The 23249-nt window shown below is 56.0% G+C and carries 20 protein-coding genes; 17 read left to right on the forward strand and 3 right to left on the reverse strand.

The genetic code is table 11. The annotated features are described in order from the left end of the window. Window positions 1–98 precede the first annotated feature (98 nt). Entirely contained in the window at window positions 99–1313 is a 1215-nt protein-coding gene (alaA, locus tag KK102_RS09720; protein WP_008500204.1) for an alanine transaminase AlaA, read from the reverse strand. A gap of 938 nt (window positions 1314–2251) precedes the next feature. Between alaA and lrhA the strand changes: the two genes are divergently transcribed. From lrhA to nuoN, 14 genes are all read left to right on the forward strand, one after another. Next, complete coding sequence (lrhA, locus tag KK102_RS09725) at window positions 2252–3190, forward strand: transcriptional regulator LrhA (RefSeq protein ID WP_126544366.1); 939 nt, start codon at window positions 2252–2254, stop codon at window positions 3188–3190. Between the two features lie 630 nt (window positions 3191–3820). Then, the gene (gene nuoA / locus KK102_RS09730; RefSeq protein WP_010433335.1) at window positions 3821–4261 is read left to right on the forward strand and encodes an NADH-quinone oxidoreductase subunit NuoA; all 441 of its coding nucleotides are present in this window, start codon (window positions 3821–3823) and stop codon (window positions 4259–4261) included. Window positions 4262–4276: 15 nt separating this feature from the next. Beyond that, window positions 4277–4951 (forward strand): NADH-quinone oxidoreductase subunit NuoB, encoded by a 675-nt coding sequence (gene nuoB, locus KK102_RS09735; RefSeq protein ID WP_003861482.1) that lies wholly within the window; start codon window positions 4277–4279, stop codon window positions 4949–4951. Between the two features lie 89 nt (window positions 4952–5040). Continuing rightward, a complete protein-coding gene (gene nuoC, locus KK102_RS09740) occupies window positions 5041–6843 on the forward strand; it encodes an NADH-quinone oxidoreductase subunit C/D (protein ID WP_126544367.1) in 1803 nt (600 codons plus the stop codon). A 2-nt stretch (window positions 6844–6845) separates the two neighbouring features. Then, complete coding sequence (gene nuoE, locus KK102_RS09745; protein WP_008500208.1) at window positions 6846–7346, forward strand: NADH-quinone oxidoreductase subunit NuoE; 501 nt, start codon at window positions 6846–6848, stop codon at window positions 7344–7346. Beyond that, a complete protein-coding gene (nuoF, locus tag KK102_RS09750; RefSeq protein ID WP_003861487.1) occupies window positions 7343–8680 on the forward strand; it encodes an NADH-quinone oxidoreductase subunit NuoF in 1338 nt (445 codons plus the stop codon). Before nuoE ends, nuoF begins: the two co-directional genes overlap by 4 nt. A gap of 54 nt (window positions 8681–8734) precedes the next feature. Further along, a complete protein-coding gene (gene nuoG, locus KK102_RS09755) occupies window positions 8735–11458 on the forward strand; it encodes an NADH-quinone oxidoreductase subunit NuoG (RefSeq protein ID WP_216357469.1) in 2724 nt (907 codons plus the stop codon). Beyond that, window positions 11455–12432 (forward strand): NADH-quinone oxidoreductase subunit NuoH, encoded by a 978-nt coding sequence (nuoH, locus tag KK102_RS09760; protein ID WP_010433351.1) that lies wholly within the window; start codon window positions 11455–11457, stop codon window positions 12430–12432. Before nuoG ends, nuoH begins: the two co-directional genes overlap by 4 nt. A gap of 13 nt (window positions 12433–12445) precedes the next feature. After that, complete coding sequence (gene nuoI / locus KK102_RS09765; RefSeq protein WP_010433353.1) at window positions 12446–12988, forward strand: NADH-quinone oxidoreductase subunit NuoI; 543 nt, start codon at window positions 12446–12448, stop codon at window positions 12986–12988. Window positions 12989–12998: 10 nt separating this feature from the next. After that, entirely contained in the window at window positions 12999–13553 is a 555-nt protein-coding gene (gene nuoJ / locus KK102_RS09770) for an NADH-quinone oxidoreductase subunit J (RefSeq protein WP_126544369.1), read from the forward strand. Then, on the forward strand, window positions 13550–13852 hold the full coding sequence (nuoK, locus tag KK102_RS09775) for an NADH-quinone oxidoreductase subunit NuoK (protein WP_006176506.1): 303 nt from the start codon (window positions 13550–13552) through the stop codon (window positions 13850–13852). The genes nuoJ and nuoK overlap by 4 nt, the downstream gene beginning before the upstream one ends. Then, window positions 13849–15690: an NADH-quinone oxidoreductase subunit L gene (nuoL, locus tag KK102_RS09780; RefSeq protein ID WP_126544370.1), complete on the forward strand. Its 1842-nt coding sequence runs from the start codon at window positions 13849–13851 to the stop codon at window positions 15688–15690. The genes nuoK and nuoL overlap by 4 nt, the downstream gene beginning before the upstream one ends. A 159-nt stretch (window positions 15691–15849) precedes the next feature. Beyond that, complete coding sequence (nuoM, locus tag KK102_RS09785) at window positions 15850–17379, forward strand: NADH-quinone oxidoreductase subunit M (protein WP_126544371.1); 1530 nt, start codon at window positions 15850–15852, stop codon at window positions 17377–17379. A gap of 6 nt (window positions 17380–17385) precedes the next feature. Further along, window positions 17386–18843 carry an NADH-quinone oxidoreductase subunit NuoN gene (gene nuoN, locus KK102_RS09790; RefSeq protein ID WP_126544372.1) on the forward strand — a complete coding sequence of 486 codons (1458 nt, stop codon included), beginning with the start codon at window positions 17386–17388 and terminating at the stop codon, window positions 18841–18843. A gap of 103 nt (window positions 18844–18946) precedes the next feature. Here nuoN and KK102_RS09795 read toward each other — a convergent pair whose 3' ends face one another. Together KK102_RS09795 and rbn are read right to left on the reverse strand one after the other, a co-directional pair. After that, entirely contained in the window at window positions 18947–19951 is a 1005-nt protein-coding gene (locus KK102_RS09795) for a chemotaxis protein (protein ID WP_126544373.1), read from the reverse strand. Window positions 19952–20015: 64 nt separating this feature from the next. Beyond that, window positions 20016–20933, reverse strand: coding sequence for a ribonuclease BN (rbn, locus tag KK102_RS09800; RefSeq protein ID WP_216357470.1), 918 nt, complete (start codon window positions 20931–20933; stop codon window positions 20016–20018). Between the two features lie 71 nt (window positions 20934–21004). Here rbn and KK102_RS09805 point away from each other — a divergent pair, with 71 nt between their 5' ends. From KK102_RS09805 to menF, 3 genes are all read left to right on the forward strand, one after another. After that, complete coding sequence (locus KK102_RS09805) at window positions 21005–21466, forward strand: GNAT family N-acetyltransferase (RefSeq protein ID WP_010433368.1); 462 nt, start codon at window positions 21005–21007, stop codon at window positions 21464–21466. A gap of 53 nt (window positions 21467–21519) precedes the next feature. Continuing rightward, on the forward strand, window positions 21520–21825 hold the full coding sequence (gene elaB, locus KK102_RS09810) for a stress response protein ElaB (RefSeq protein WP_029485146.1): 306 nt from the start codon (window positions 21520–21522) through the stop codon (window positions 21823–21825). A gap of 95 nt (window positions 21826–21920) precedes the next feature. Continuing rightward, window positions 21921–23216 carry an isochorismate synthase MenF gene (gene menF / locus KK102_RS09815; protein ID WP_216357471.1) on the forward strand — a complete coding sequence of 432 codons (1296 nt, stop codon included), beginning with the start codon at window positions 21921–21923 and terminating at the stop codon, window positions 23214–23216. Window positions 23217–23249: the final 33 nt, after the last annotated feature.

The following is a 23249-nucleotide window of genomic DNA, read 5'->3' on the forward strand; positions in this document are numbered from 1 at the left end:
TGCGACAGGCGTTCATTGTGCGGGGAGGGGAGGCAAGATGCAAATTTGTGGGTTTTGTAGGCCGGGCAAGCGCAACGCCGCCCGGCAGAAAGGCAAGGTTACTGATGGTATCCAGAGAGGAAGCGCCCGAAGCGGCTGATGGCCATTTCGAGGTCATCTTCGCGCGGCAGGGTCACAATGCGCACGTGATCCGGCCACGGCCAGTTAAACGCGGTACCCTGAACCAGCAGCACTTTCTCCTGCAGCAGGAAGTCGAGCACCATCTTCTGGTCGTCGTGAATATTGAAGCGCTTCGCGTCAATTTTCGGGAACATATAGAGCGCGCCGTTAGGCTTCACGCAGGATACGCCTGGAATATCGTTGATCAGTTCCCACGCACGGTTGCGCTGTTCGTACAGGCGACCGCCTGGGACGATAAACTCGCTAATGCTCTGATAGCCGCCGAGCGCCGTCTGGATCGCGTGCTGTGCCGGCACGTTGGCACATAAACGCATCGACGCCAGCATTTCTAGCCCTTCAATGTAGCCTTTGGCGTGCTTTTTCGGACCGTTCAGTACCATCCAGCCCTGACGGAAACCGGCTACGCGGTAGGTTTTAGACAGGCCGTTAAAGGTGACGGTCAGCAGATCCGGGGCCAGCGCGGCGATCGAGTGGTGCTGCGCCGCGTCGTACAGAATTTTGTCGTAGATTTCGTCGGCGAAAATGATCAGGTTGTGCTGGCGGGCGAGCTCGACGATCTCCATCAGCAACTCTTTCGAATAGACCGCACCCGTCGGGTTGTTCGGGTTAATGATCACGATCCCACGCGTGCGGGGCGTAATCTTCGCGCGAATGTCATCAAGATCCGGGAACCAGTCAGAGGACTCGTCGCAGAGATAATGTACTGCTTTACCGCTCGACAGCGACACGGCCGCCGTCCACAGCGGGTAGTCCGGCGCAGGGACCAGCATTTCGTCGCCGCTGTTCAGCAGCGCCTGCATCGCCTGCACAATCAGTTCCGAGACGCCGTTGCCGATATAGATATCTTCAACGGTAACGTCACGCATGCCGCGCGCCTGATAGTGCTGCATAATGGCTTTACGCGCGGAGTAAAGTCCTTTTGAATCGCAATAGCCTTGTGCAGTAGGAAGGTTGCGGATCACATCAACCAGAATTTCATCCGGCGCTTCAAAACCAAATGGCGCAGGGTTACCAATGTTGAGTTTCAGAACCTTATTGCCTTCTTCTTCAAGGCGTTTGGCCTCTTTCAGAACCGGGCCGCGGATGTCGTAACAGACGTTATCTAGTTTGCTGGATTTTTCGATAGGGGACATGAACCTTTAACCTTTTCGCTATTATTGCCACTCCCTGCCGTGGAAGTCAGCACGGAACAATGTACTCCCCCATCGCTTCGTTTAGAAGGGTGTACAGGAGAAGATTTTGTACAATGCGTCAATTCCTGTGGAATCTATTTCACTGCTTGCGGCGAGTTCTGTTGTGCTAAAGTAATGTAATAAGTGTGTTCTTAAGTTGATTATGCTGTTTATTTTGGATAACTTTCAACATTGTGCTGCTAAAAATAAAAAACATGCCCAATACGCAGTAAGAGGTTCCCCTGAGTGACTTTTCGTAAAATCAGATGCTTCGAGACAGACTGTTGGAATAGTATGCTTAGGCTAAAAGTTACTCATGTGAAATTAATGTTAAGTGTTATTAATGAATGGCCTTAATCAAAATTAAAATTTATTTATTATTAACCAACAAAATGCAACTTTAGTTAATTTTAATAAAATTAGTTGAGAGGCTTAACGGTCCCTCTTAATCCTTAATATTGCAATAAGACTTATAAATAAAGTGGATTTGGGTTAAGATGTCTTTCAGGAAAGCAGGTGCCAGAGCCCTATGTTTTGTATATCTGGATCCGCTCTTCTAAATTAATTGATTGTTATTGTTGGATTTATCTCTGGCTGGTGTGTGCCGAACACATCCTGCTACGTTAACCGCGCTGCGATACAGATGGCCGTAAAGGTGTCATACCTTTAATGTAATTTACAGAAACCTGCGAACATCTAAATATTCTGAACGTTTAAGAGAATAAAAATAACGTCATGAAACGTGCTTTCTGACTGTTGATATACAGCAGCACAATAACTATCTGTCAGGCAGTCTGCCGGGCCGGGATGCGAGGGAAACCTTCAGAGGGAATTGCTTAACTGTTACACACAGCTTCAACCCGGGCAGCTCCGCACGAGCAACCTGAAAGTGAATAGATATGATAAATGCAAATCGTCCGATAATGAATCTCGACCTCGATCTGCTGAGAACGTTTGTTGCGGTCGCCGATCTCAACACTTTTGCAGCAGCTGCTGCCGCCGTTTGCCGAACCCAGTCTGCCGTTAGCCAGCAAATGCAGCGGCTGGAGCAACTGGTCGGTAAAGAGCTTTTTGCGCGTCATGGACGTAATAAGCTCTTAACGGAACACGGTATTCAGCTACTGGGTTATGCCAGGAAAATACTTCGCTTTAATGACGAAGCATGTATGTCTTTAATGTTTAGCAACCTCCAGGGGGTGTTAACATTAGGCGCATCTGATGAGTCAGCGGATACGATATTGCCGTTTCTTCTCAATCGTATCAGTTCGGTTTATCCGAAGCTTGCGCTGGATGTTAGCGTAAAGCGTAATGCCTTTATGATTGAGATGCTTAAAGAGAATGAAGTGGATCTGGTGGTCACGACGCATCGTCCCGGGCAATTTAATTGCCTGACGCTGCGAACTTCTCCAACGCATTGGTATTGTGCGGCTGAATATGTACTGCAAAAAGGTGAGCCCATTCCATTGGTCTTACTGGACGATCCAAGCCCGTTCCGGGATATGGTACTGTCGGCGCTCAACGAGGCCAATATTCCGTGGCGTTTGGCCTATGTGGCCTCAACGCTACCCGCTGTTCGAGCTGCCGTGAAAGCGGGGCTCGGCGTAACAGCGCGTCCGGTGGAAATGATGAGTCCGGATCTCCGCGTGTTGGGTAAAAGTGATGGTCTTCCTGCGTTGCCGGATACGGAGTATCTGTTGTGTCACAACGCAACCAGCAATAACGAGCTGGCGAAAGTCGTGTTCGAGGCGATGGAAAACTACCATAATCCCTGGCAGTACGAGCACGTTACTCCGGAAGGGGGGGATGACTCCCTGATCGTTGAAGGGGACTTTGAGTGATCGAGCACTCAAAATTCTCGTAACAAATTGTAAGTGTAAAAAAGAGCCACTCGCGCGATTTTCGCGTGAAGTGGTTTTTTTTTGGTAAAAATACCCTTTCCTGATACAGGGTTTAATCAGATAAGCTCTATATATCAATGAGCTAAATGCGTTTGATTAAATCGTGTTCGTTTTCCGTTCTAACTTGCCGCTTCTCCATCCGATGTTAAAAAAACAGGAAAGATGTTGCCGTTTTCCAGGTTGAATTAACAAAAGCGTGTCTCAGATCAAGAAAATACTCCTATTTGGGGGGAGGAATCGTTGGCAAATCCTGTCAAAATAGGAGGGTTATTTTTTTTACTTCCAAAACGGACACGATTCAACAACATGCATTTGACGTAAAGTCATGTACCCACCAGGGTTAAAGGGCACCAAATGTTAATGAGAATCGCTCGATGTAATTTAATGTGAAGAAACCTTTGTTAAAGTTGACAATAGGTTATAGAAAGGAGTAAAAAACCCCATCATTTTGCTGTCTACGTCTCATTTCTGACAGTTAGTGTAAGGTTATTTGTTCCTCCCCATGAATCGATGTGATGCCCATCTGCCAGCAAGAGCAGTGTCGTCGGTATCACTTTTGATGAGTAAGCAATGAGTATGTCAACATCCACAGAAGTCATCGCTCATCACTGGGCATTCGCAATCTTTCTTATTGTAGCCATTGGCCTGTGCTGCCTGATGTTAGTCGGCGGCTGGTTCCTGGGCGGTCGCGCCCGTGCAAGGCACAAAAACACACCTTTCGAATCAGGTATTGATTCAGTAGGTACCGCTCGCTTACGCCTGTCTGCCAAGTTCTACCTGGTAGCCATGTTCTTCGTCATCTTCGACGTGGAAGCGCTTTACCTTTTCGCATGGTCGACCTCCATTCGCGAAAGTGGTTGGGTGGGCTTTGTCGAGGCCGCAATTTTCATTTTAGTGCTACTGGCCGGTCTGGTTTATCTGGTGCGTATTGGCGCGCTGGACTGGACGCCTGCGCGTTCACGCCGTGAGCAGATCAACCCGGAAAACAGTATCTCTAATCGTCAGCAGTAACAGCGAGGCAATAAGATGGATTATACGCTCACCCGCATAGATCCTAACGGTGAGAATGACCGTTACCCCCTGCAAAAACAGGAGATCGTAACCGACCCCCTGGAGCAAGAAGTCAATAAAAGCGTGTACATGGGCAAGCTCGAACATGCCATGCACGATATGGTCAACTGGGGTCGAAAGAACTCCATCTGGCCATACAACTTTGGCCTTTCTTGCTGCTACGTTGAAATGGTGACGTCATTCACTGCGGTGCATGACGTTGCGCGTTTTGGGGCAGAGGTACTGCGTGCTTCCCCACGTCAGGCTGACCTGATGGTGGTGGCCGGTACGTGCTTTACCAAGATGGCCCCGGTTATTCAGCGTCTTTATGACCAGATGCTGGAGCCAAAATGGGTTATCTCCATGGGCGCATGTGCAAACTCCGGCGGTATGTACGACATTTATTCCGTCGTGCAGGGCGTAGATAAGTTTATCCCGGTGGATGTCTACATCCCGGGCTGTCCGCCGCGTCCCGAAGCCTACATGCAGGCGCTGATGCTGCTGCAGGAGTCTATCGGTAAAGAACGTCGCCCACTGTCGTGGGTTGTTGGCGATCAGGGTGTGTATCGCGCGAACATGCAGTCCGAGCGCGAGCGTAAACGTGGTGAACGTATTGCCGTCACCAACCTGCGTACGCCTGACGAAATTTAATTTGCGCCTGTAGGCCTGGAGAACACCTTCGCATATCACTACTCAAATAGCGCGAAGCCAGGCTTGACAGTCACCACGGACCATTTGCAATGGTGAACAATATGACCGACTTAACCGCGCAAGAAGCCGCCTGGCAGACCCGGGATCATCTGGATGACCCAGTCATTGGCGAACTGCGCAACCGTTTTGGGCCGGATGCCTTTACTGTTCAGGCCACCCGCACCGGGGTACCCGTTGTTTGGGTGAAGCGTGAACAATTACTGGAAGTGGTCGATTTCCTCAAGAAATTGCCGAAACCTTACGTCATGCTGTTTGACTTACACGGCATGGATGAACGTCTGCGTACTCACCGCCAGGGTCTCCCTGCTGCGGATTTTTCCGTTTTCTACCACCTGATCTCAATAGACCGTAATACGGATATCATGCTCAAGGTGGCATTGTCTGAAAACGACATGCATTTGCCGACGATCACCAAACTGTTCCCGAACGCTAACTGGTACGAGCGTGAAACCTGGGAAATGTTCGGCATGACCTTCGACGGCCACCCGCACCTGACGCGCATCATGATGCCGCAGACCTGGACCGGCCACCCGCTGCGTAAAGACTACCCGGCACGTGCCACCGAATTCGATCCGTTTGAGCTGACCAAAGCCAAGCAGGATCTGGAGATGGAAGCGCTGACCTTCAAGCCGGAAGACTGGGGCATGAAGCGCGGTACCGACAACGAGGACTTCATGTTCCTCAACCTCGGTCCAAACCACCCGTCTGCGCACGGTGCATTCCGTATTATTCTTCAGCTTGACGGCGAAGAGATTGTCGACTGCGTGCCTGATATCGGCTACCACCACCGTGGTGCTGAGAAGATGGGCGAGCGTCAGTCCTGGCACAGCTACATTCCGTATACCGACCGTATCGAGTACCTCGGCGGCTGCGTCAACGAAATGCCATACGTGCTGGCCGTTGAGAAACTGGCGGGTATCACCACGCCGGATCGCGTTAACGTGATTCGCGTCATGCTGTCTGAACTGTTCCGTATCAACAGCCACCTGCTGTACATCTCCACGTTCATTCAGGACGTCGGCGCGATGACCCCGGTATTCTTCGCCTTTACCGACCGTCAGAAAATCTACGATCTGGTGGAAGCGATTACCGGTTTCCGTATGCACCCGGCCTGGTTCCGTATCGGCGGCGTGGCACACGATCTGCCGCGTGGCTGGGACCGTCTGCTGCGTGAATTCCTCGACTGGATGCCAAAACGTCTGGCCTCTTACGAGAAAGCCGCGCTACGTAACACCATCCTGAAAGGCCGTTCCCAGGGCGTTGCTGCCTACGGCGCGAAAGAAGCGCTGGAGTGGGGGACGACAGGTGCAGGTCTGCGTGCGACCGGTATTGATTTCGACGTGCGTAAGGCCCGTCCTTACTCTGGCTACGAGAACTTCGACTTTGAAGTTCCGGTGGGCGGCGGCGTGTCCGACTGCTACACCCGCGTGATGCTCAAAGTGGAAGAGCTGCGCCAGAGTCTGCGCATCCTTGAGCAGTGCCTCAACAACATGCCGGAAGGCCCGTTCAAGGCGGATCACCCGCTGACGACGCCGCCGCCGAAAGAGCGCACGCTGCAACATATCGAAACCCTGATCACCCACTTCCTGCAGGTTTCCTGGGGTCCGGTCATGCCGGCGCAAGAATCCTTCCAGATGATTGAAGCGACCAAGGGTATCAACAGTTACTACCTGACCAGCGACGGCAGCACCATGAGCTACCGTACCCGCGTGCGTACGCCAAGCTTCGCGCACCTGCAGCAGATCCCGGCTGCCATTCGCGGCAGTCTGGTCTCCGACCTGATTGTGTATCTGGGTAGTATCGATTTTGTTATGTCAGATGTGGACCGCTAATTATGCACGAGAATCAACAACCACAGACCGAGGCTTTTGAGCTGAGTGAAGCAGAACGTGCCGCCATTGAGCACGAGATGCACCACTACGAAGACCCGCGTGCGGCGTCCATTGAAGCGCTGAAAATCGTACAGAAACAGCGTGGCTGGGTGCCGGATGGGGCGATCTATGCGATCGCGAAAGTGCTGGGTATTCCGGCAAGTGACGTAGAAGGCGTAGCCACGTTCTACAGCCAGATCTTCCGTCAGCCGGTAGGCCGCCATGTGATCCGCTACTGTGACAGCGTGGTCTGCCACATCACCGGTTATCAGGGCATTCAGGCTGCGATTGAGAAGAAGCTCAATATCAAGCCGGGCCAGACCACGTTCGATGGTCGCTTTACTCTGCTGCCAACCTGCTGCCTGGGTAACTGCGACAAGGGGCCGACCATGATGATTGATGAGGACACTCACAGTCATCTGACGCCGGAAGCGATTCCTGACCTGCTGGAGCAGTACAAATGAAAACTGTAATTCGTACTGCTGAGACGCATCCGCTGACCTGGCGTCTGCGTGATGACAAACAGCCGGTATGGCTCGACGAATATCAGAGCAAAAACGGCTATGCCGGTGCGCGTAAAGCCCTTGGCGGCATGGCGCCGGACGACATCGTTAACGCGGTAAAAGAGTCTGGCCTGAAAGGCCGCGGCGGCGCGGGCTTCTCCACCGGTCTGAAGTGGAGCCTGATGCCAAAAGACGAATCCATGAACATCCGTTACCTGCTGTGTAACGCCGATGAAATGGAGCCGGGCACCTATAAAGACCGCCTGCTGATGGAGCAGCTGCCGCACCTGCTGGTGGAAGGCATGCTGATCTCCGCGTTTGCGCTGAAAGCGTACCGTGGCTACATCTTCCTGCGCGGTGAGTACATCGAAGCAGCGGAAAACCTGCGTCGCGCGATTGCCGAAGCCACCGAAGCGGGCCTGCTGGGCAAAAACATCCTGGGTACCGGGTTTGACTTCGAACTGTTCGTGCACACCGGTGCCGGGCGTTACATCTGCGGTGAAGAGACCGCGCTGATTAACTCCCTGGAAGGCCGCCGCGCGAACCCGCGTTCCAAGCCACCGTTCCCGGCCAGCTCCGGCGTGTGGGGGAAACCGACCTGCGTAAACAACGTCGAAACCCTGTGTAACGTTCCGGCTATCCTCGCGAACGGCGTGGAGTGGTATCAGGGCATCTCCTCAAGCAAAGATGCCGGTACCAAGCTGATGGGCTTCTCCGGTCGCGTGAAAAATCCTGGCGTCTGGGAACTGCCGTTCGGTACTACCGCGCGCGAAATTCTTGAAGACTACGCCGGCGGCATGCGCGATGGCCTGAAATTCAAAGCCTGGCAGCCGGGTGGGGCAGGGACAGACTTCCTGACCGAAGCCCACCTTGACCTGCCGATGGAATTCGAAAGCATTGGTAAAGCAGGCAGCCGTCTGGGTACGGCGCTGGCGATGGCCGTCGACCACGAGATCGGCATGGTGTCGCTGGTGCGTAACCTGGAAGAGTTCTTCGCCCGTGAGTCCTGCGGCTGGTGTACACCGTGCCGTGACGGTCTGCCGTGGAGCGTGAAGATCCTGCGTGCAATCGAACGTGGCGAAGGCCAGCCTGGCGATATCGAGACGCTTGAGCAACTGTGTCGATTCTTAGGGCCGGGTAAAACCTTCTGTGCCCACGCACCGGGTGCCGTCGAGCCGCTGCAGAGCGCGATTAAATATTTCCGCGACGAATTCGAAGCAGGCATCAAGCAGCCGTTCAGCAATACCCATTCGATCAATGGGATTCAGCCGAACCTGCTGAAAGCGCGCTGGTAAAAACAGAATTTTGATTAACGCTCGGCTTCGGCCGAGCCAACTGGAAGCATGCTAATGGCTACGATTCATGTAGACGGCAAAGAATACGAAGTCAACGGGGCGGACAACCTGCTGGAAGCTTGTCTGTCTCTTGGCCTCGATATTCCGTACTTTTGCTGGCATCCGGCGCTGGGCAGCGTCGGTGCTTGCCGCCAGTGTGCGGTGAAGCAATATCAAAACGCGGAAGACACGCGTGGTCGCCTGGTGATGTCCTGTATGACGCCAGCCACCGAAGGCACCTTTATTTCGATTGATGACGAAGAAGCCAAACAGTTCCGCGAAAGCGTGGTGGAGTGGTTGATGACCAACCACCCGCACGACTGTCCGGTTTGTGAGGAGGGCGGTAACTGCCACCTTCAGGATATGACCGTCATGACCGGTCACAGCTTCCGTCGCTATCGCTTTACCAAGCGTACCCACCGCAACCAGGACCTGGGGCCGTTCATCTCTCACGAAATGAACCGCTGCATCGCCTGCTACCGCTGCGTGCGTTACTACAAAGACTACGCAGACGGTCAGGATCTGGGCGTGTATGGCGCGCATGACAACGTCTACTTCGGTCGTCCGGAAGACGGTACGCTGGAGAGCGAATTCTCCGGTAACCTGGTGGAAATCTGCCCGACCGGCGTATTCACGGATAAAACCCACTCCGAGCGTTACAACCGTAAATGGGACATGCAGTTTGCGCCAAGCATCTGCCAGCAGTGTTCCCTCGGCTGTAACACCAGCCCGGGTGAGCGTTACGGCGAACTGCGCCGTATCGAAAACCGTTACAACGGTACCGTTAACCACTACTTCCTCTGCGACCGCGGTCGTTTCGGCTACGGCTATGTGAACCTGAAAGACCGTCCGCGTCAGCCGGTTCAGCGCCGTGGCGACGACTTCATTACCCTGAACGCTGAACAGGCGATGCAGGGCGCGGCAGATATTCTGCGCCAGTCGAAGAAAGTGATCGGTATCGGTTCCCCGCGCGCCAGTATCGAAAGCAACTTCGCGCTGCGCGAGCTGGTTGGGGCGGAAAACTTCTATACCGGTATCGCTCAGGGCGAGCAGGAACGTCTGCAGCTGGTGCTGAAAGTGCTGCGTGAAGGCGGTGTTCACACCCCTGCGCTGCGCGAAATTGAATCTTATGATGCGGTTCTGGTGCTGGGTGAAGACCTGACGCAGACCGGCGCACGCGCGGCTCTGGCGGTTCGTCAGGCGGTGAAGGGGAAAGCACGTGAAATGGCGGCGGCGCAGAAAGTGGCCGACTGGCAGATTGCGGCGATCCTGAACATCGGCCAGCGCGCGAAGCATCCTCTGTTTGTGACCAACGTTGACAATACCCGTCTGGACGACATCGCGGCGTGGACCTACTGCGCACCGGTTGAAGATCAGGCGCGCCTTGGCTTTGCGATTGCCCACGCGCTGGACAACAGCTCGCCGGCGGTAGAACTGGATCGCGACCTGCAGAACAAGGTTGACGTGATTGTTCAGGCCCTGGCAGGTGCAAAAAAACCGCTGATTATTTCCGGCACCAATGCCGGCAGCGTGGAGATTATTCAGGCGGCAGCCAACGTGGCCAAAGCCCTGAAAGGCCGCGGTGCGGATGTCGGTGTGACCATGATTGCCCGTGCGGTGAACAGCATCGGTCTGGGCATGATTGGCGGCGGCTCGCTGGAAGCCGCGTTAAGCGAACTGGAATCCGGTTCTGCTGACGCCGTGGTGGTGCTGGAAAACGACCTGCATCGTCATGCTTCTGCCGCTCGCGTTGACGCCGCGCTCTCCAAAGCGCCGCTGGTGATGGTGATTGACCATCAGCGCACCGCGATTATGGACAAAGCGCACCTGGTGCTCTCTGCGGCAAGCTTCGCAGAAAGCGACGGTACGGTTATTAACAACGAAGGCCGCGCCCAGCGTTTCTTCCAGGTTTATGACCCGGCGTACTACGACAGCAGCACCGTGATGCTGGAAAGCTGGCGCTGGCTGCACTCCCTGCACAGCACCGTGCAGAGCCGTGAAGTGGACTGGACGCAGCTCGACCACGTTATCGACGCGGTAGTCGAAAAACTGCCTCAGCTGGCAGGCATTAAAGATGCCGCGCCTGAAGCAAGCTTCCGCATTCGAGGCCAGAAACTGGCGCGTGAACCGCACCGTTACAGCGGCCGTACCGCAATGCGCGCCAATATCAGCGTGCACGAACCGCGCCAGCCGCAGGATAAAGACACCATGTTCGCCTTCTCCATGGAAGGGAACAACCAGCCGTCTGCACCGCGTTCGCAAATCCCGTTCGCGTGGGCACCAGGCTGGAACTCCCCGCAGGCGTGGAACAAGTTCCAGGCTGAAGTGGGCGGTTCCCTGCGCCACGGCGATCCGGGCGTGCGTCTGATTGAAGCTTCCGAAACCGGTCTGGACTTCTTCACCACCGTACCGGCGAGCTTCCAGGCACAGGATGGCAACTGGCGTATCGCGCCGTACTATCATCTGTTCGGTAGCGACGAGCTGTCCCAGCGTTCACCGGTCTTCCAGACCCGTATGCCGCAGCCTTACATCAAGCTCAACCCGGCGGATGCCGCTAAGCTTGGCGTCAACGCGGGCGCGAACATTGCCTTTAGCTATGACGGCCAGACCATCAGCCTGCCGCTGATTATTTCTGACGGTCTGACGGCAGGGCAGGTCGGTCTGCCAATGGGTATGCCTGGCATCGCGCCGGTACTGGCGGGTGCGCGTCTTGATAACCTGCAGGAGGCAAAAGCATGAGTTGGTTAACGCCGGATCTTATCGACATCCTGCTGAGCATTCTGAAAGCGGTTGTGATTCTGCTGGTGGTGGTCACCTGCGGCGCGTTCATGAGCTTTGGTGAACGTCGTCTGCTCGGTTTGTTCCAGAACCGTTACGGACCGAACCGCGTGGGCTGGGGTGGTTCACTCCAGCTGGTGGCGGACATGATCAAGATGTTCTTTAAAGAGGACTGGATCCCGCGCTTCTCGGACCGCGTGATCTTTACTCTGGCGCCGATGATCGCCTTCACCTCGCTGCTGCTGGCGTTTGCTATCGTTCCGGTCAGTCCGACCTGGGTGGTCGCTGACCTGAACATCGGCATTCTGTTCTTCCTGATGATGGCAGGCCTCGCGGTTTACGCGGTCCTGTTCGCAGGCTGGTCCAGTAACAACAAATACTCGCTGCTGGGTGCGATGCGTGCTTCCGCGCAGACGCTGAGCTACGAAGTGTTCCTGGGCCTCTCCCTGATGGGCGTGGTGGCGCAGGCCGGTTCATTTAACATGACCGACATCGTCAACAACCAGGCCGACATCTGGAACGTTATCCCGCAGTTCTTTGGGTTTATTACCTTTGCTATCGCGGGCGTGGCGGTGTGTCACCGTCACCCGTTTGACCAGCCAGAAGCCGAACAGGAACTGGCCGACGGTTACCACATTGAATATTCCGGTATGAAATTCGGTCTGTTCTTCGTGGGCGAGTACATCGGTATCGTCACCATTTCCGCGTTGATGGTAACGCTGTTCTTTGGTGGCTGGCATGGCCCGTTCTTACCGCCGTTCATCTGGTTCGCGCTGAAAACCGCGTTCTTCATGATGATGTTCATTTTGATTCGTGCGTCCTTACCGCGTCCGCGTTATGACCAGGTAATGTCCTTCGGCTGGAAAGTGTGCCTGCCGCTAACGCTCGTCAACTTGTTGGTAACGGCAGCTGTCATTCTCTGGCAGCAGCCATAAGGGGCTTTAGACCATGACCTTAAAAGAATTATTAGTAGGTTTCGGCACCCAGGTACGCAGTATCTGGATGATCGGCCTGCACGCGTTTGCCAAACGCGAAACCCAGATGTACCCGGAAGAGCCGGTATATCTGCCGCCGCGCTACCGTGGCCGTATCGTGCTGACGCGCGATCCGGACGGTTCGGAGCGCTGCGTTGCCTGTAACCTGTGTGCGGTAGCGTGCCCGGTAGGCTGTATCTCTCTGCAAAAAGCCGAGACGGTCGACGGCCGCTGGTACCCTGAGTTCTTCCGCATCAACTTCTCACGCTGCATCTTCTGCGGCCTGTGTGAAGAAGCGTGCCCAACCACGGCGATTCAGCTGACTCCAGACTTCGAGCTGGGTGAGTACAAGCGTCAGGATCTGGTGTACGAGAAAGAGGATCTGCTGATTTCCGGTCCGGGCAAATACCCGGAATATAACTTCTACCGGATGGCGGGTATGGCAATCGACGGCAAAGATAAGGGCGAAGCAGAGAACGAAGCTAAGCCTATCGACGTCAAGAGCCTGTTACCGTAAGGAGAGGGCAATGGAATTCGCTTTTTATATCTGTGGCCTTATCGCCATCCTGGCTACGCTGCGAGTGATAACGCACACCAATCCGGTGCATGCGCTGCTGTACTTAATCATCTCGCTGCTGGCTATTTCCGGGGTGTTCTTTGCGCTGGGCGCGCACTTCGCCGGTGCGCTGGAAATCATCGTCTACGCGGGTGCCATCATGGTGCTGTTCGTGTTCGTGGTGATGATGCTGAACCTGGGCGGCTCTGAAATTGAGCAGGAACGTCAGTGGTTAAAACCGCAGGTGTGGATTGGTCCGGCAATTCTGTCGGCCATCATGCTGGTGGTGATTGTTTACGCCATTCTGGGTGTGAACGATCAGGGCATCGACGGTACGCCAATCAGCGCTAAGACAGTCGGTATTGCGCTGTTTGGCCCTTACGTTCTGGCGGTTGAACTGGCGTCAATGCTGCTGCTGGCAGGTCTGGTTGTTGCCTTCCACGTCGGCCGTGAAGAGCGTGCTGGCGAGGTGCTGAGCAACCGCACTGATGACCGCGCGAAAAGAAAAACGGAGGAGCGCGCATGATCCCCTTAACACATGGACTGATCCTCGCTGCGATTTTGTTCGTTCTGGGCTTAACCGGTCTGGTTATCCGCCGCAATCTGCTGTTTATGCTGATTGGTCTGGAAATCATGATTAACGCCTCCGCGCTGGCCTTCGTGGTCGCAGGGAGCTACTGGGGCCAGGCCGACGGTCAGGTGATGTACATTCTCGCCATCAGCCTCGCGGCTGCTGAAGCGAGTATTGGCCTGGCGCTGTTGCTGCAGCTCCATCGTCGCCGCCAGAACCTGAACATCGATTCAGTAAGTGAGTTGCGTGGATGAACATGCTTGCCTTAACCATTATTTTTCCGCTGATTGGCTTCGTGCTGCTGGCGTTTTCTCGCGGCCGCTGGTCTGAGAATCTGTCCGCGACCGTGGGTATCGGCTCAATCGGTCTGGCTGCGCTGGTCACAGCGTATGCGGGTATCGACTTCTTTAACAACGGACGCCAGCCTTTCAGCGTGCCGCTGTGGACGTGGATGTCGGTCGGTGATTTCAACATCGGTTTCAACCTGGTGCTGGATGGTCTGTCTCTGACCATGCTCTCCGTTGTCACCGGCGTGGGCTTCCTGATCCACATGTTCGCCTCCTGGTATATGCGCGGTGAAGAGGGATACTCCCGCTTCTTCGCCTACACCAACCTGTTTATCGCCAGCATGGTGGTTCTGGTGCTGGCCGATAACCTGCTGCTGATGTACCTGGGCTGGGAAGGCGTAGGTCTGTGTTCTTACCTGCTGATCGGCTTCTACTATACCGATCCGAAGAATGGCGCGGCGGCCATGAAAGCGTTCGTCGTGACCCGCGTGGGTGACGTCTTCCTCGCTTTCGCGCTGTTCATTCTTTACAACGAACTGGGCACGCTTAACTTCCGCGAAATGGTGGAACTGGCGCCGGCGCACTTCGAAGCAGGCAACAACATGCTGTGGTGGGCAACGCTGATGCTGCTGGGTGGTGCGGTGGGTAAATCCGCGCAGCTGCCGCTGCAGACATGGCTGGCCGACGCGATGGCGGGTCCAACTCCTGTTTCCGCGCTGATCCACGCCGCGACCATGGTTACCGCCGGTGTCTACCTGATTGCGCGTACCCATGGCCTGTTCCTGATGACCCCGGAAATTCTGCATCTGGTGGGTATCGTCGGTGCAGTCACGCTGGTGCTGGCAGGCTTTGCCGCGCTGGTGCAGACCGACATCAAACGCGTTCTCGCGTACTCCACCATGAGCCAGATTGGCTACATGTTCCTGGCGCTGGGCGTTCAGGCGTGGGACGCGGCCATTTTCCACCTGATGACGCACGCATTCTTTAAAGCGCTGCTGTTCCTCTCATCCGGTTCGGTGATCCTGGCCTGCCACCACGAGCAGAACATCTTCAAGATGGGCGGACTGCGTAAGTCCATCCCGCTGGTCTATGTCTGCTTCCTGGTGGGCGGCGCGGCGCTGGCGGCACTGCCGCTGATCACCGCGGGCTTCTTCAGTAAGGACGAAATCCTTGCGGGTGCCATGGCGAATGGTCATATCAATCTGATGGTTGCGGGTCTGGTCGGTGCGTTCATGACCTCCCTGTATACCTTCCGTATGATTTTCATCGTATTCCACGGTAAAGAACAAATTCACGCTCACGCAGGGAAGGGGATCACCCATCACCTGCCGCTGATTGTGCTGCTGGTACTCTCCACCTTCGTTGGCGCGATGATCGTGCCGCCGCTGCAGGGCGTACTCCCGGCGACAACCGAGCTTGAGCACGGTCGCGTTCTGACGCTTGAAATCACCTCCGGCGTGGTCGCTATCGCGGGCATCCTGATTGCTGCATGGCTGTGGCTGGGTAAACGTACGCTGGTGACTGCCGTTGCCAACAGTGCGCCGGGCCGCCTGCTGGGCACCTGGTGGTACAACGCGTGGGGCTTCGACTGGCTGTACGACATGATCTTCGTTAAGCCGTTCCTGGGCATCGCGTGGCTGCTGAAGCGCGACCCGCTGAACAGCCTGATGAACATCCCGGCGATCCTCTCCCGCTTTGCAGGTAAAGGCCTGCTGTACAGCGAGAACGGTTACCTGCGCTGGTATGTGGCGTCCATGAGCATCGGTGCGGTTGTCGTGCTGGCGCTGCTGATGGTGTTGCGATAGTGGTTTTGCCCGGTGGCGCTGCGCTTACCGGGCCTACGAGACCGTAGGTCGGGTAAGCGTGAGCGCCACCCGACACTACAAACCGCACTAACGCGTGAATTTTGTCGAATTTGTTGAAAATCGGTCCCTTAGGGACTTTAACAAGGAATAAAAATCGCCATGTTACTACCCTGGCTAATATTAATTCCCTTCATCGGCGGCTTCCTGTGCTGGCAGACTGAACGCTTTGGCGTGAAGATGCCGCGCTGGATCGCGCTGATCACCATGGGATTGACGCTCGCGCTTGGCCTGCAACTGTGGTTGCAGGGCGGTTACTCACTGACCCAGTCTGCGGGCATTCCGCAGTGGCAGTCTGAGTTCATCCTGCCGTGGATCCCACGTTTCGGCATTACGATCCACCTGGCGATTGACGGTCTGTCGCTGCTGATGGTGGTGCTGACCGGTCTGCTCGGCGTTCTGGCGGTACTTTGCTCCTGGCGTGAAATCGAAAAATACCAGGGCTTCTTCCACCTGAACCTGATGTGGATCCTGGGCGGCGTAATCGGCGTGTTCCTTGCCATCGACATGTTCCTGTTCTTCTTCTTCTGGGAGATGATGCTGGTGCCGATGTACTTCCTGATCGCGCTGTGGGGCCACAAGGCGTCCGACGGTAAAACGCGTATCACGGCGGCAACCAAGTTCTTCATCTACACCCAGGCGAGCGGTCTGGTGATGTTGATTGCCATCCTGGCGCTGGTGTTTGTGCACTACAACGCCACGGGCGTCTGGACCTTCAACTACGAAGAGCTGCTGAAGACCCCGATGTCTCACGGCGTGGAATATCTGCTGATGCTGGGCTTCTTCATCGCCTTTGCGGTGAAAATGCCGGTGGTTCCGCTGCACGGCTGGCTGCCAGACGCGCACTCTCAGGCGCCAACGGCGGGTTCCGTTGACCTGGCGGGCATCTTGCTGAAAACGGCGGCCTACGGCCTGCTGCGTTTCGCCCTGCCGCTGTTCCCGAACGCCTCCGCAGAGTTCGCACCGATTGCCATGTGGCTGGGCGTGATCGGTATCTTCTACGGTGCCTGGATGGCGTTTACGCAGTACGACATCAAGCGTCTGATTGCCTACACCTCCGTATCCCACATGGGCTTCGTGCTGATTGCTATCTACACCGGCAGCCAGCTGGCGTACCAGGGGGCGGTGATCCAGATGATTGCGCACGGTCTGTCCGCAGCCGGCCTCTTCATCCTGTGCGGCCAGCTGTATGAACGTCTGCACACCCGCGACATGCGTATGATGGGCGGTCTGTGGAGCAAAATAAAATGGCTGCCAGCGCTCTCCATGTTCTTCGCGGTGGCGACGCTGGGTATGCCGGGCACCGGTAACTTCGTCGGCGAATTTATGATCCTGTTCGGCAGCTTCAAAGTGGTTCCGGTGATCACCGTCATCTCCACCTTTGGTCTGGTGTTCGCTTCCGTTTACTCGCTGGCGATGCTGCACCGCGCTTACTTCGGTAAAGCGAAGAGCGAAATTGCTGCACAAGAACTGCCGGGGATGTCGCTGCGTGAGCTGTTCATCATCCTGCTGCTGGTCGTACTGCTGGTGCTGCTGGGCTTCTATCCGCAGCCGATTCTGGATACCTCGCATAGCGCGATGGGTAACATCCAGCAGTGGTTTGTTAATTCTGCTTCTACTACAAGGCCGTAATTCGCCATGACAATAACTCCACAACAACTGATCGCGCTGCTACCGCTGCTGATCGTCGGATTGACGGTGGTGGTTGTGATGCTCTCCATTGCGTGGCGACGCAATCACTTCCTGAATGCGACCCTGTCCGTTTTGGGTCTGAACGCTGCGTTAGTCTCCCTCTGGTTTGTTGGCCAGGCGGGCGCGATGGACGTCACGCCGCTGATGCGCGTTGACGGTTACGCCATGCTGTACACCGGTCTGGTTCTGCTGGCGAGCCTGGCAACCTGCACCTTTGCGTACCCGTGGCTTGAAGGCTACAACGACAACAAAGAAGAGTTTTACCTGCTGGTACTGATTGCCGCACTGGGCGGCATTCTGCTGGCGAACGCGAACCACCTGGCCGCGCTGTTCCTCGGTATTGAGCTGATCTCACTGCCGCTGTTCGGCCTGATTGGTTACGCCTTCCGCCAGAAACGTTCTCTGGAAGCGGCGATCAAGTACACCATTCTGTCCGCTGCCGCATCGTCGTTCCTGCTGTTCGGTATCGCGCTGCTGTACGCACAGACGGGTAATCTCTCCTTCCTGGCCATCGGCAAGAGCCTCGGTGACGGCATGCTGCACGAGCCGCTGCTGCTGGCGGGTCTGGGCATGATGATTGTTGGCCTGGGCTTCAAGCTCTCTCTGGTGCCGTTCCACCTGTGGACGCCAGACGTATACCAGGGCGCACCGGCTCCGGTGTCGACCTTCCTGGCGACGGCGAGCAAAATCGCTATCTTCGGTGTGGTGATGCGTCTGTTCCTGTACGCACCTGTAGGCGACAGCGAAGCGGTTCGCGTGGTGCTGGGCATTATCGCGTTCGTCTCCATCATCTTCGGTAACCTGATGGCGCTGAGCCAGACCAACATCAAGCGTCTGCTGGGCTACTCGTCTATCTCCCACCTTGGCTACCTGCTGGTGGCGCTGATTGCGCTGCAGAGCGGCGAGATGTCGATGGAAGCCGTGGGCGTGTATCTGGCGGGTTACCTGTTCAGCAGCCTCGGCGCGTTCGGCGTGGTGAGCCTGATGTCCAGCCCGTACCGTGGCCCGGATGCGGATTCACTGTTCTCTTACCGTGGTCTGTTCTGGCACCGTCCGATCCTGTCTGCGGTGATGACGGTGATGATGCTCTCGCTGGCGGGTATCCCGATGACGCTCGGCTTTATCGGTAAGTTCTACGTGCTGGCAGTGGGTGTTCATGCGGGTCTGTGGTGGCTGACGGCGGGTGTTGTTATCGGCTCCGCGATTGGTCTCTACTACTACCTGCGCGTTGCGGTGAGCCTGTACCTGAGCGCGCCTCAGCAGCTTAACCGCGATGCGCCGACCAACTGGCAGTACAGCGCCGGTGGTATCGTGGTGCTTATCTCTGCGCTGCTGGTGCTGATCTTCGGTATCTATCCGCAGCCGCTGATTGATATCGTGCAGCGAGCAATTCCGCTGATGTAAAACAAAAAACCCGCCTCGGCGGGTTTTTTTATGGTTTGCCCAGCGGCGCTACGCTTGCAGGGCCTACGGGTTTTGTAGGTCGGGTAAGCGTAGCGCCACCCGACTAAGCCAGCTGTTTGCGGCTAATCAACGGCCCGTCAATCTTCTTCATCGAGCGGTCCAGCACTTCCTCAATCACCGACGACAGCTCGTTCAGCTCAAACTTCGCCACATACCCGTCCGCCTTCACCTTGCGAATATGGTCTTCGTTGGCGTTGCCGGACAGAGAGGAGTGGATCACCACCGGAATATCCTTCAGGAACGGATCGGTCTTGATTTTACGCGTCAGCGTAAAGCCGTCCATCTCGGGCATTTCGAGGTCGGTCAGCACCAGCGCGATCTTATCGGTGATGGGAACCCCTTCAGCCTGCGCCTGTGCCGCCAGTACACCAATTTTCTCCCATGCGTCTTTACCGGTAATGTGCAGCTGCGCGGGGATTTCCATCGCCTGCAGCCCTTTCTCCAGCATTGAACGCGCCACTTTGGAGTCTTCCGCGACAATCGCGACGGCACCGGTTTTGATATTGAATTTGGTGGTTTTCAGATTGGTCGCGTGCAGATCGTGGTTAGCCGGGGTGATGTCATACAGGATCTGCTCAACGTCCAGCACCATGGCCAGATCGTTGGTATCGGTCTTTTCATCCAGACAGGCGATGCTGGTGATGTAGCGCCCGCTGACGGCGGTTTCGGCCGCGTGAACCTGCTTCCAGTCGAGACGCATGATGTTCTCAACGGACTCCACGGCAAACGCCTGCACGCTGCGGGCGTATTCGGTGATCAGCAGAATGTTAAGTCCGGTCGTCGGCTTGCATCCGGCCACGGCGGCCAGGTCAATCACCGGGATCACCTGATCGCGAATGTTCACCATCCCCATCAGCGGAGACTTCATGCCCGCGGGTTTGGTGAACTCCGGCATCGGCACAATTTCGCGCAGCTTGAACACGTTAATGCCAAACAGCTCGGACTTATTTTCGTTAAGAGAGGTGCCAAGACGGAACAGCAACAGTTCAAAACGGTTCGACAGGGTCAGATTCGCCCTGTCATCAATATCTTTCTGGAAATTATCCATTCTACCCTCGAGAGAAATGCTGACCTTTTAATCGTTATCGGCATCCTGAGGGAAAAATGAAGGACTAAACGCTGACCTGAGTGAAATCTTCGGCCAGCTCACATTCCGGAAACAACGTGCGGCACTCTGCCAGCAGGCTTGCGCATCCCCGCGCGTCGTAGCGCGAGCTGACGTGAGTGACGATCAATCTCCCGACGCCTGCATCGCGGGCAAGCTGCGCTGCCTGACGCGTGGAGCTATGGCCCCGTCCGTTGGCTTTCTCTTCCATCGCCGTTTCAAGCGTCGCTTCATGCACCATCACGTCTACGCCCTGGGCAAGCGTGAGCGCCGCCGGGCACGGGGCCGTATCGCCAAAAATCGCCAGCTTCTTGCCGGGCTGCGGTGCGGCGAGATAATCCTGACCCTTGATGACGCGCCCGTCCTCCAGCGTGACGGTCTCACCGTGCTTCAGGCGCTGGAACAGCGGTCCGGGTTTTACGCCATCGGCCATCAGCGCGGCGGCGTCCAGCGCGCCGGGTTTATCATGCGCATCAATGCGATAGCCATAGCACTCGACAGGGTGATTGAGCGGCTGAGCGCTCACCTTATAATCGCCGTCGTCGAAAACCAGGCCTTCGCTAATCTCAATAACCTCCAGCGGATAATCCGTCCACGATCCGCTCAGGCGCAGCGTCGTTTCAACAAATTCCCGGATACCCGCCGGCCCGTAAATCGTCAGCGGGTTGGCGTTACCGGCCATCGAGCGGCTGCAGAGCAGGCCGGGCAGGCCGAAAAGGTGGTCACCGTGCAGATGGGTAATAAAAATTTTATCCAGCTTGCCGGGGTGATAAGCGGTGTGTAACAGCTGATGCTGCGTCCCTTCACCACAGTCAAACAGCCACAGCCCGCCGCGGGTGGGGTGTTTAAGATCCAGCAGGATCGCCGTCACGTTTCGTGAGCGGGTTGGCACGCCAGCGGACGTACCCAGAAAAATCAGTTCCATAACGCAATCAGCCCTTTGCCGAACGGGGAGGGGTCTAGTATAACGTGATGAACCCCAGGAAGGAGACAGACATGATCCAGTGGCAAGATTTACACCATAGCGAACTCACCGTTCATTCACTGTATGCCCTGCTGAAGCTGCGTTGCGAAGTGTTTGTGGTTGAGCAAACCTGCCCGTATCAGGACATCGACGGCGACGATCTCGTCGGCGAGAACCGCCATATCCTCGGCTGGCGCGAAAACGAGCTGGTGGCGTATGCGAGGATTCTGAAAAGCGATGACGATTTTGAGCCGGTGGTGATTGGCCGCGTCATCATCAGCGATAAGGCGCGCGGTGAAAAGCTGGGCTATCAGCTGATGGAGAAAACCCTGGCATCGTGCGAAAAACAGTGGCCAGACAAGGCGTTATACCTCGGCGCGCAGGCGCATCTTCAATCCTTTTACGGGCACTTTGGCTTTGCGCCAGTGACGGATGTGTATGACGAAGATGGCATTCCGCATATCGGGATGGCGCGGGAAACGAAGCAGGCGTAATGGCGAGTCGTTGGCTATAGTTAGCGGACTGGTGTAACAACATGGAGAAAAATATGTCATTTCAATCCTGGGATACCCGTATCGACGACGACCTGGCCTTACTGAGCGAGACGCTGGAAGAGGTGTTACGTTCGTCCGGCGACCCTGCCGATCAGAAATATATTGAGCTTAAAGCGCGTGCCGAAAAGGCACTGCATGAAGTGAAAAACCGCGTCAGCCATGCGTCTGATAATTACTACTACCGCGCGAAAAAAGCGGTTTATCGTGCCGATGATTACGTGCATGAAAAACCGTGGCAAGGTATTGGCGCCGGTGCTGCCGTCGGGCTGGTACTGGGGCTGCTCTTGGCCCGTCGTTAACAGCGTTTTACACGGTTAACCACTCCCTATACGTGGGTACTGATATTTCTTATGGTACCCCGTATAATATGAGGTTTTAACAGGGAGAGGTTCGCGTGCATTCGATATTCCTCGCGCTGGAGCAACTGCGCACACGACTGGCGCAAGCGTTACCCGCAACACCCGGTTTACGTCATTTCGACGTCTCTTTCCCGTTAAACGACGCATTCGATCCCCTGGCCTGGCTGGGTGCCCAGCAATGCTATCCCCAATTTTACTGGCAGCAGCGTAGCGGCGATGAAGAGCTGGCCGCGCTGGGTGCCGTAATCCATTTTTCTTCTCTCGCGCTGGCCTCGCAGTTTTTGCATACGCAGCATGCAGCCGGTGACACCCGCATCTGCGGCCTGAACGCCTTTACCCCGGAAAAGGGCAGCCTGTTTTTACCGCGCCTGCTCTGGCGACGTTCAGGTGGCGTTGCCACCCTGCGCCTGCAGCTGTGGAGTGAGTGTTCCCTTCAGGACGATGCACAGGTGGCACAGCGTTTTTTAGGCAGTCTTCAGGACGCCAGGCCGATCCGCCCGCTGTCCGTTAAGGTTGAACGCGAAACGCACCAGCCGCAAAAACCGGAATGGTTGCGCCTTATCCGTCAGGCAACGGAGACTATCGCGCACGGCGACTTTGAGAAAGTGGTGCTCGCCCGCGCAACCGATCTGCAGTGCCATCAGCCGGTAAATGCCGTTGCCCTGATGGCAGCCAGCCGCGCGCTCAACCTGAACTGCTACCACTTCTGCATGGTTTTCGATGCCAGCAACGCGTTTCTGGGCTCTACGCCCGAGCGTCTGTGGCGTCGGCGCGGCACGTTGCTGCGCACCGAAGCGCTGGCAGGCACCGTCGCCAGCCACGCGGATGACGCTCAGGCCCGGCGTCTGGGCGACTGGCTGATGAAAGACGATAAAAATCAGCGTGAGAATATGCTGGTTGTAGAGGACATCTGCGAACGCTTGCAGCATCACACTCAAACCCTGGAGGTGCTGCCCGCGCAGGTCGTGCGGTTGCGGAAGGTACAGCATCTGCGGCGCTGCATCTGGACCGAGCTCAAACACGCTGACGATGAACAGTGCCTGCACGTTCTGCAGCCGACGGCGGCGGTGGCCGGGCTACCGCGCCAGGCGGCGCGTGTGTTTATCCAGAATGTGGAACCTTTTGACCGCGAGTGGTATGCCGGATCGGCCGGCTATTTATCCCCTGAGCAAAGTGAATTCTGCGTGGCTCTGCGCTCTGCACGCGTCCAGGGCGCAGCGCTGCGGCTCTACGCCGGGGCGGGTATCGTCAGCGGGTCTGACCCGGAGCAGGAGTGGCAGGAGATAGAAAACAAAGCCGCCGGGCTGCGCTCTCTGCTCCTTAGGGATTAATACTGATTCGCGCATTCCCGATTCATATCAAAA

This window comes from Enterobacter quasimori, assembly GCF_018597345.1.
Lineage (GTDB): Bacteria > Pseudomonadota > Gammaproteobacteria > Enterobacterales > Enterobacteriaceae > Enterobacter > Enterobacter mori.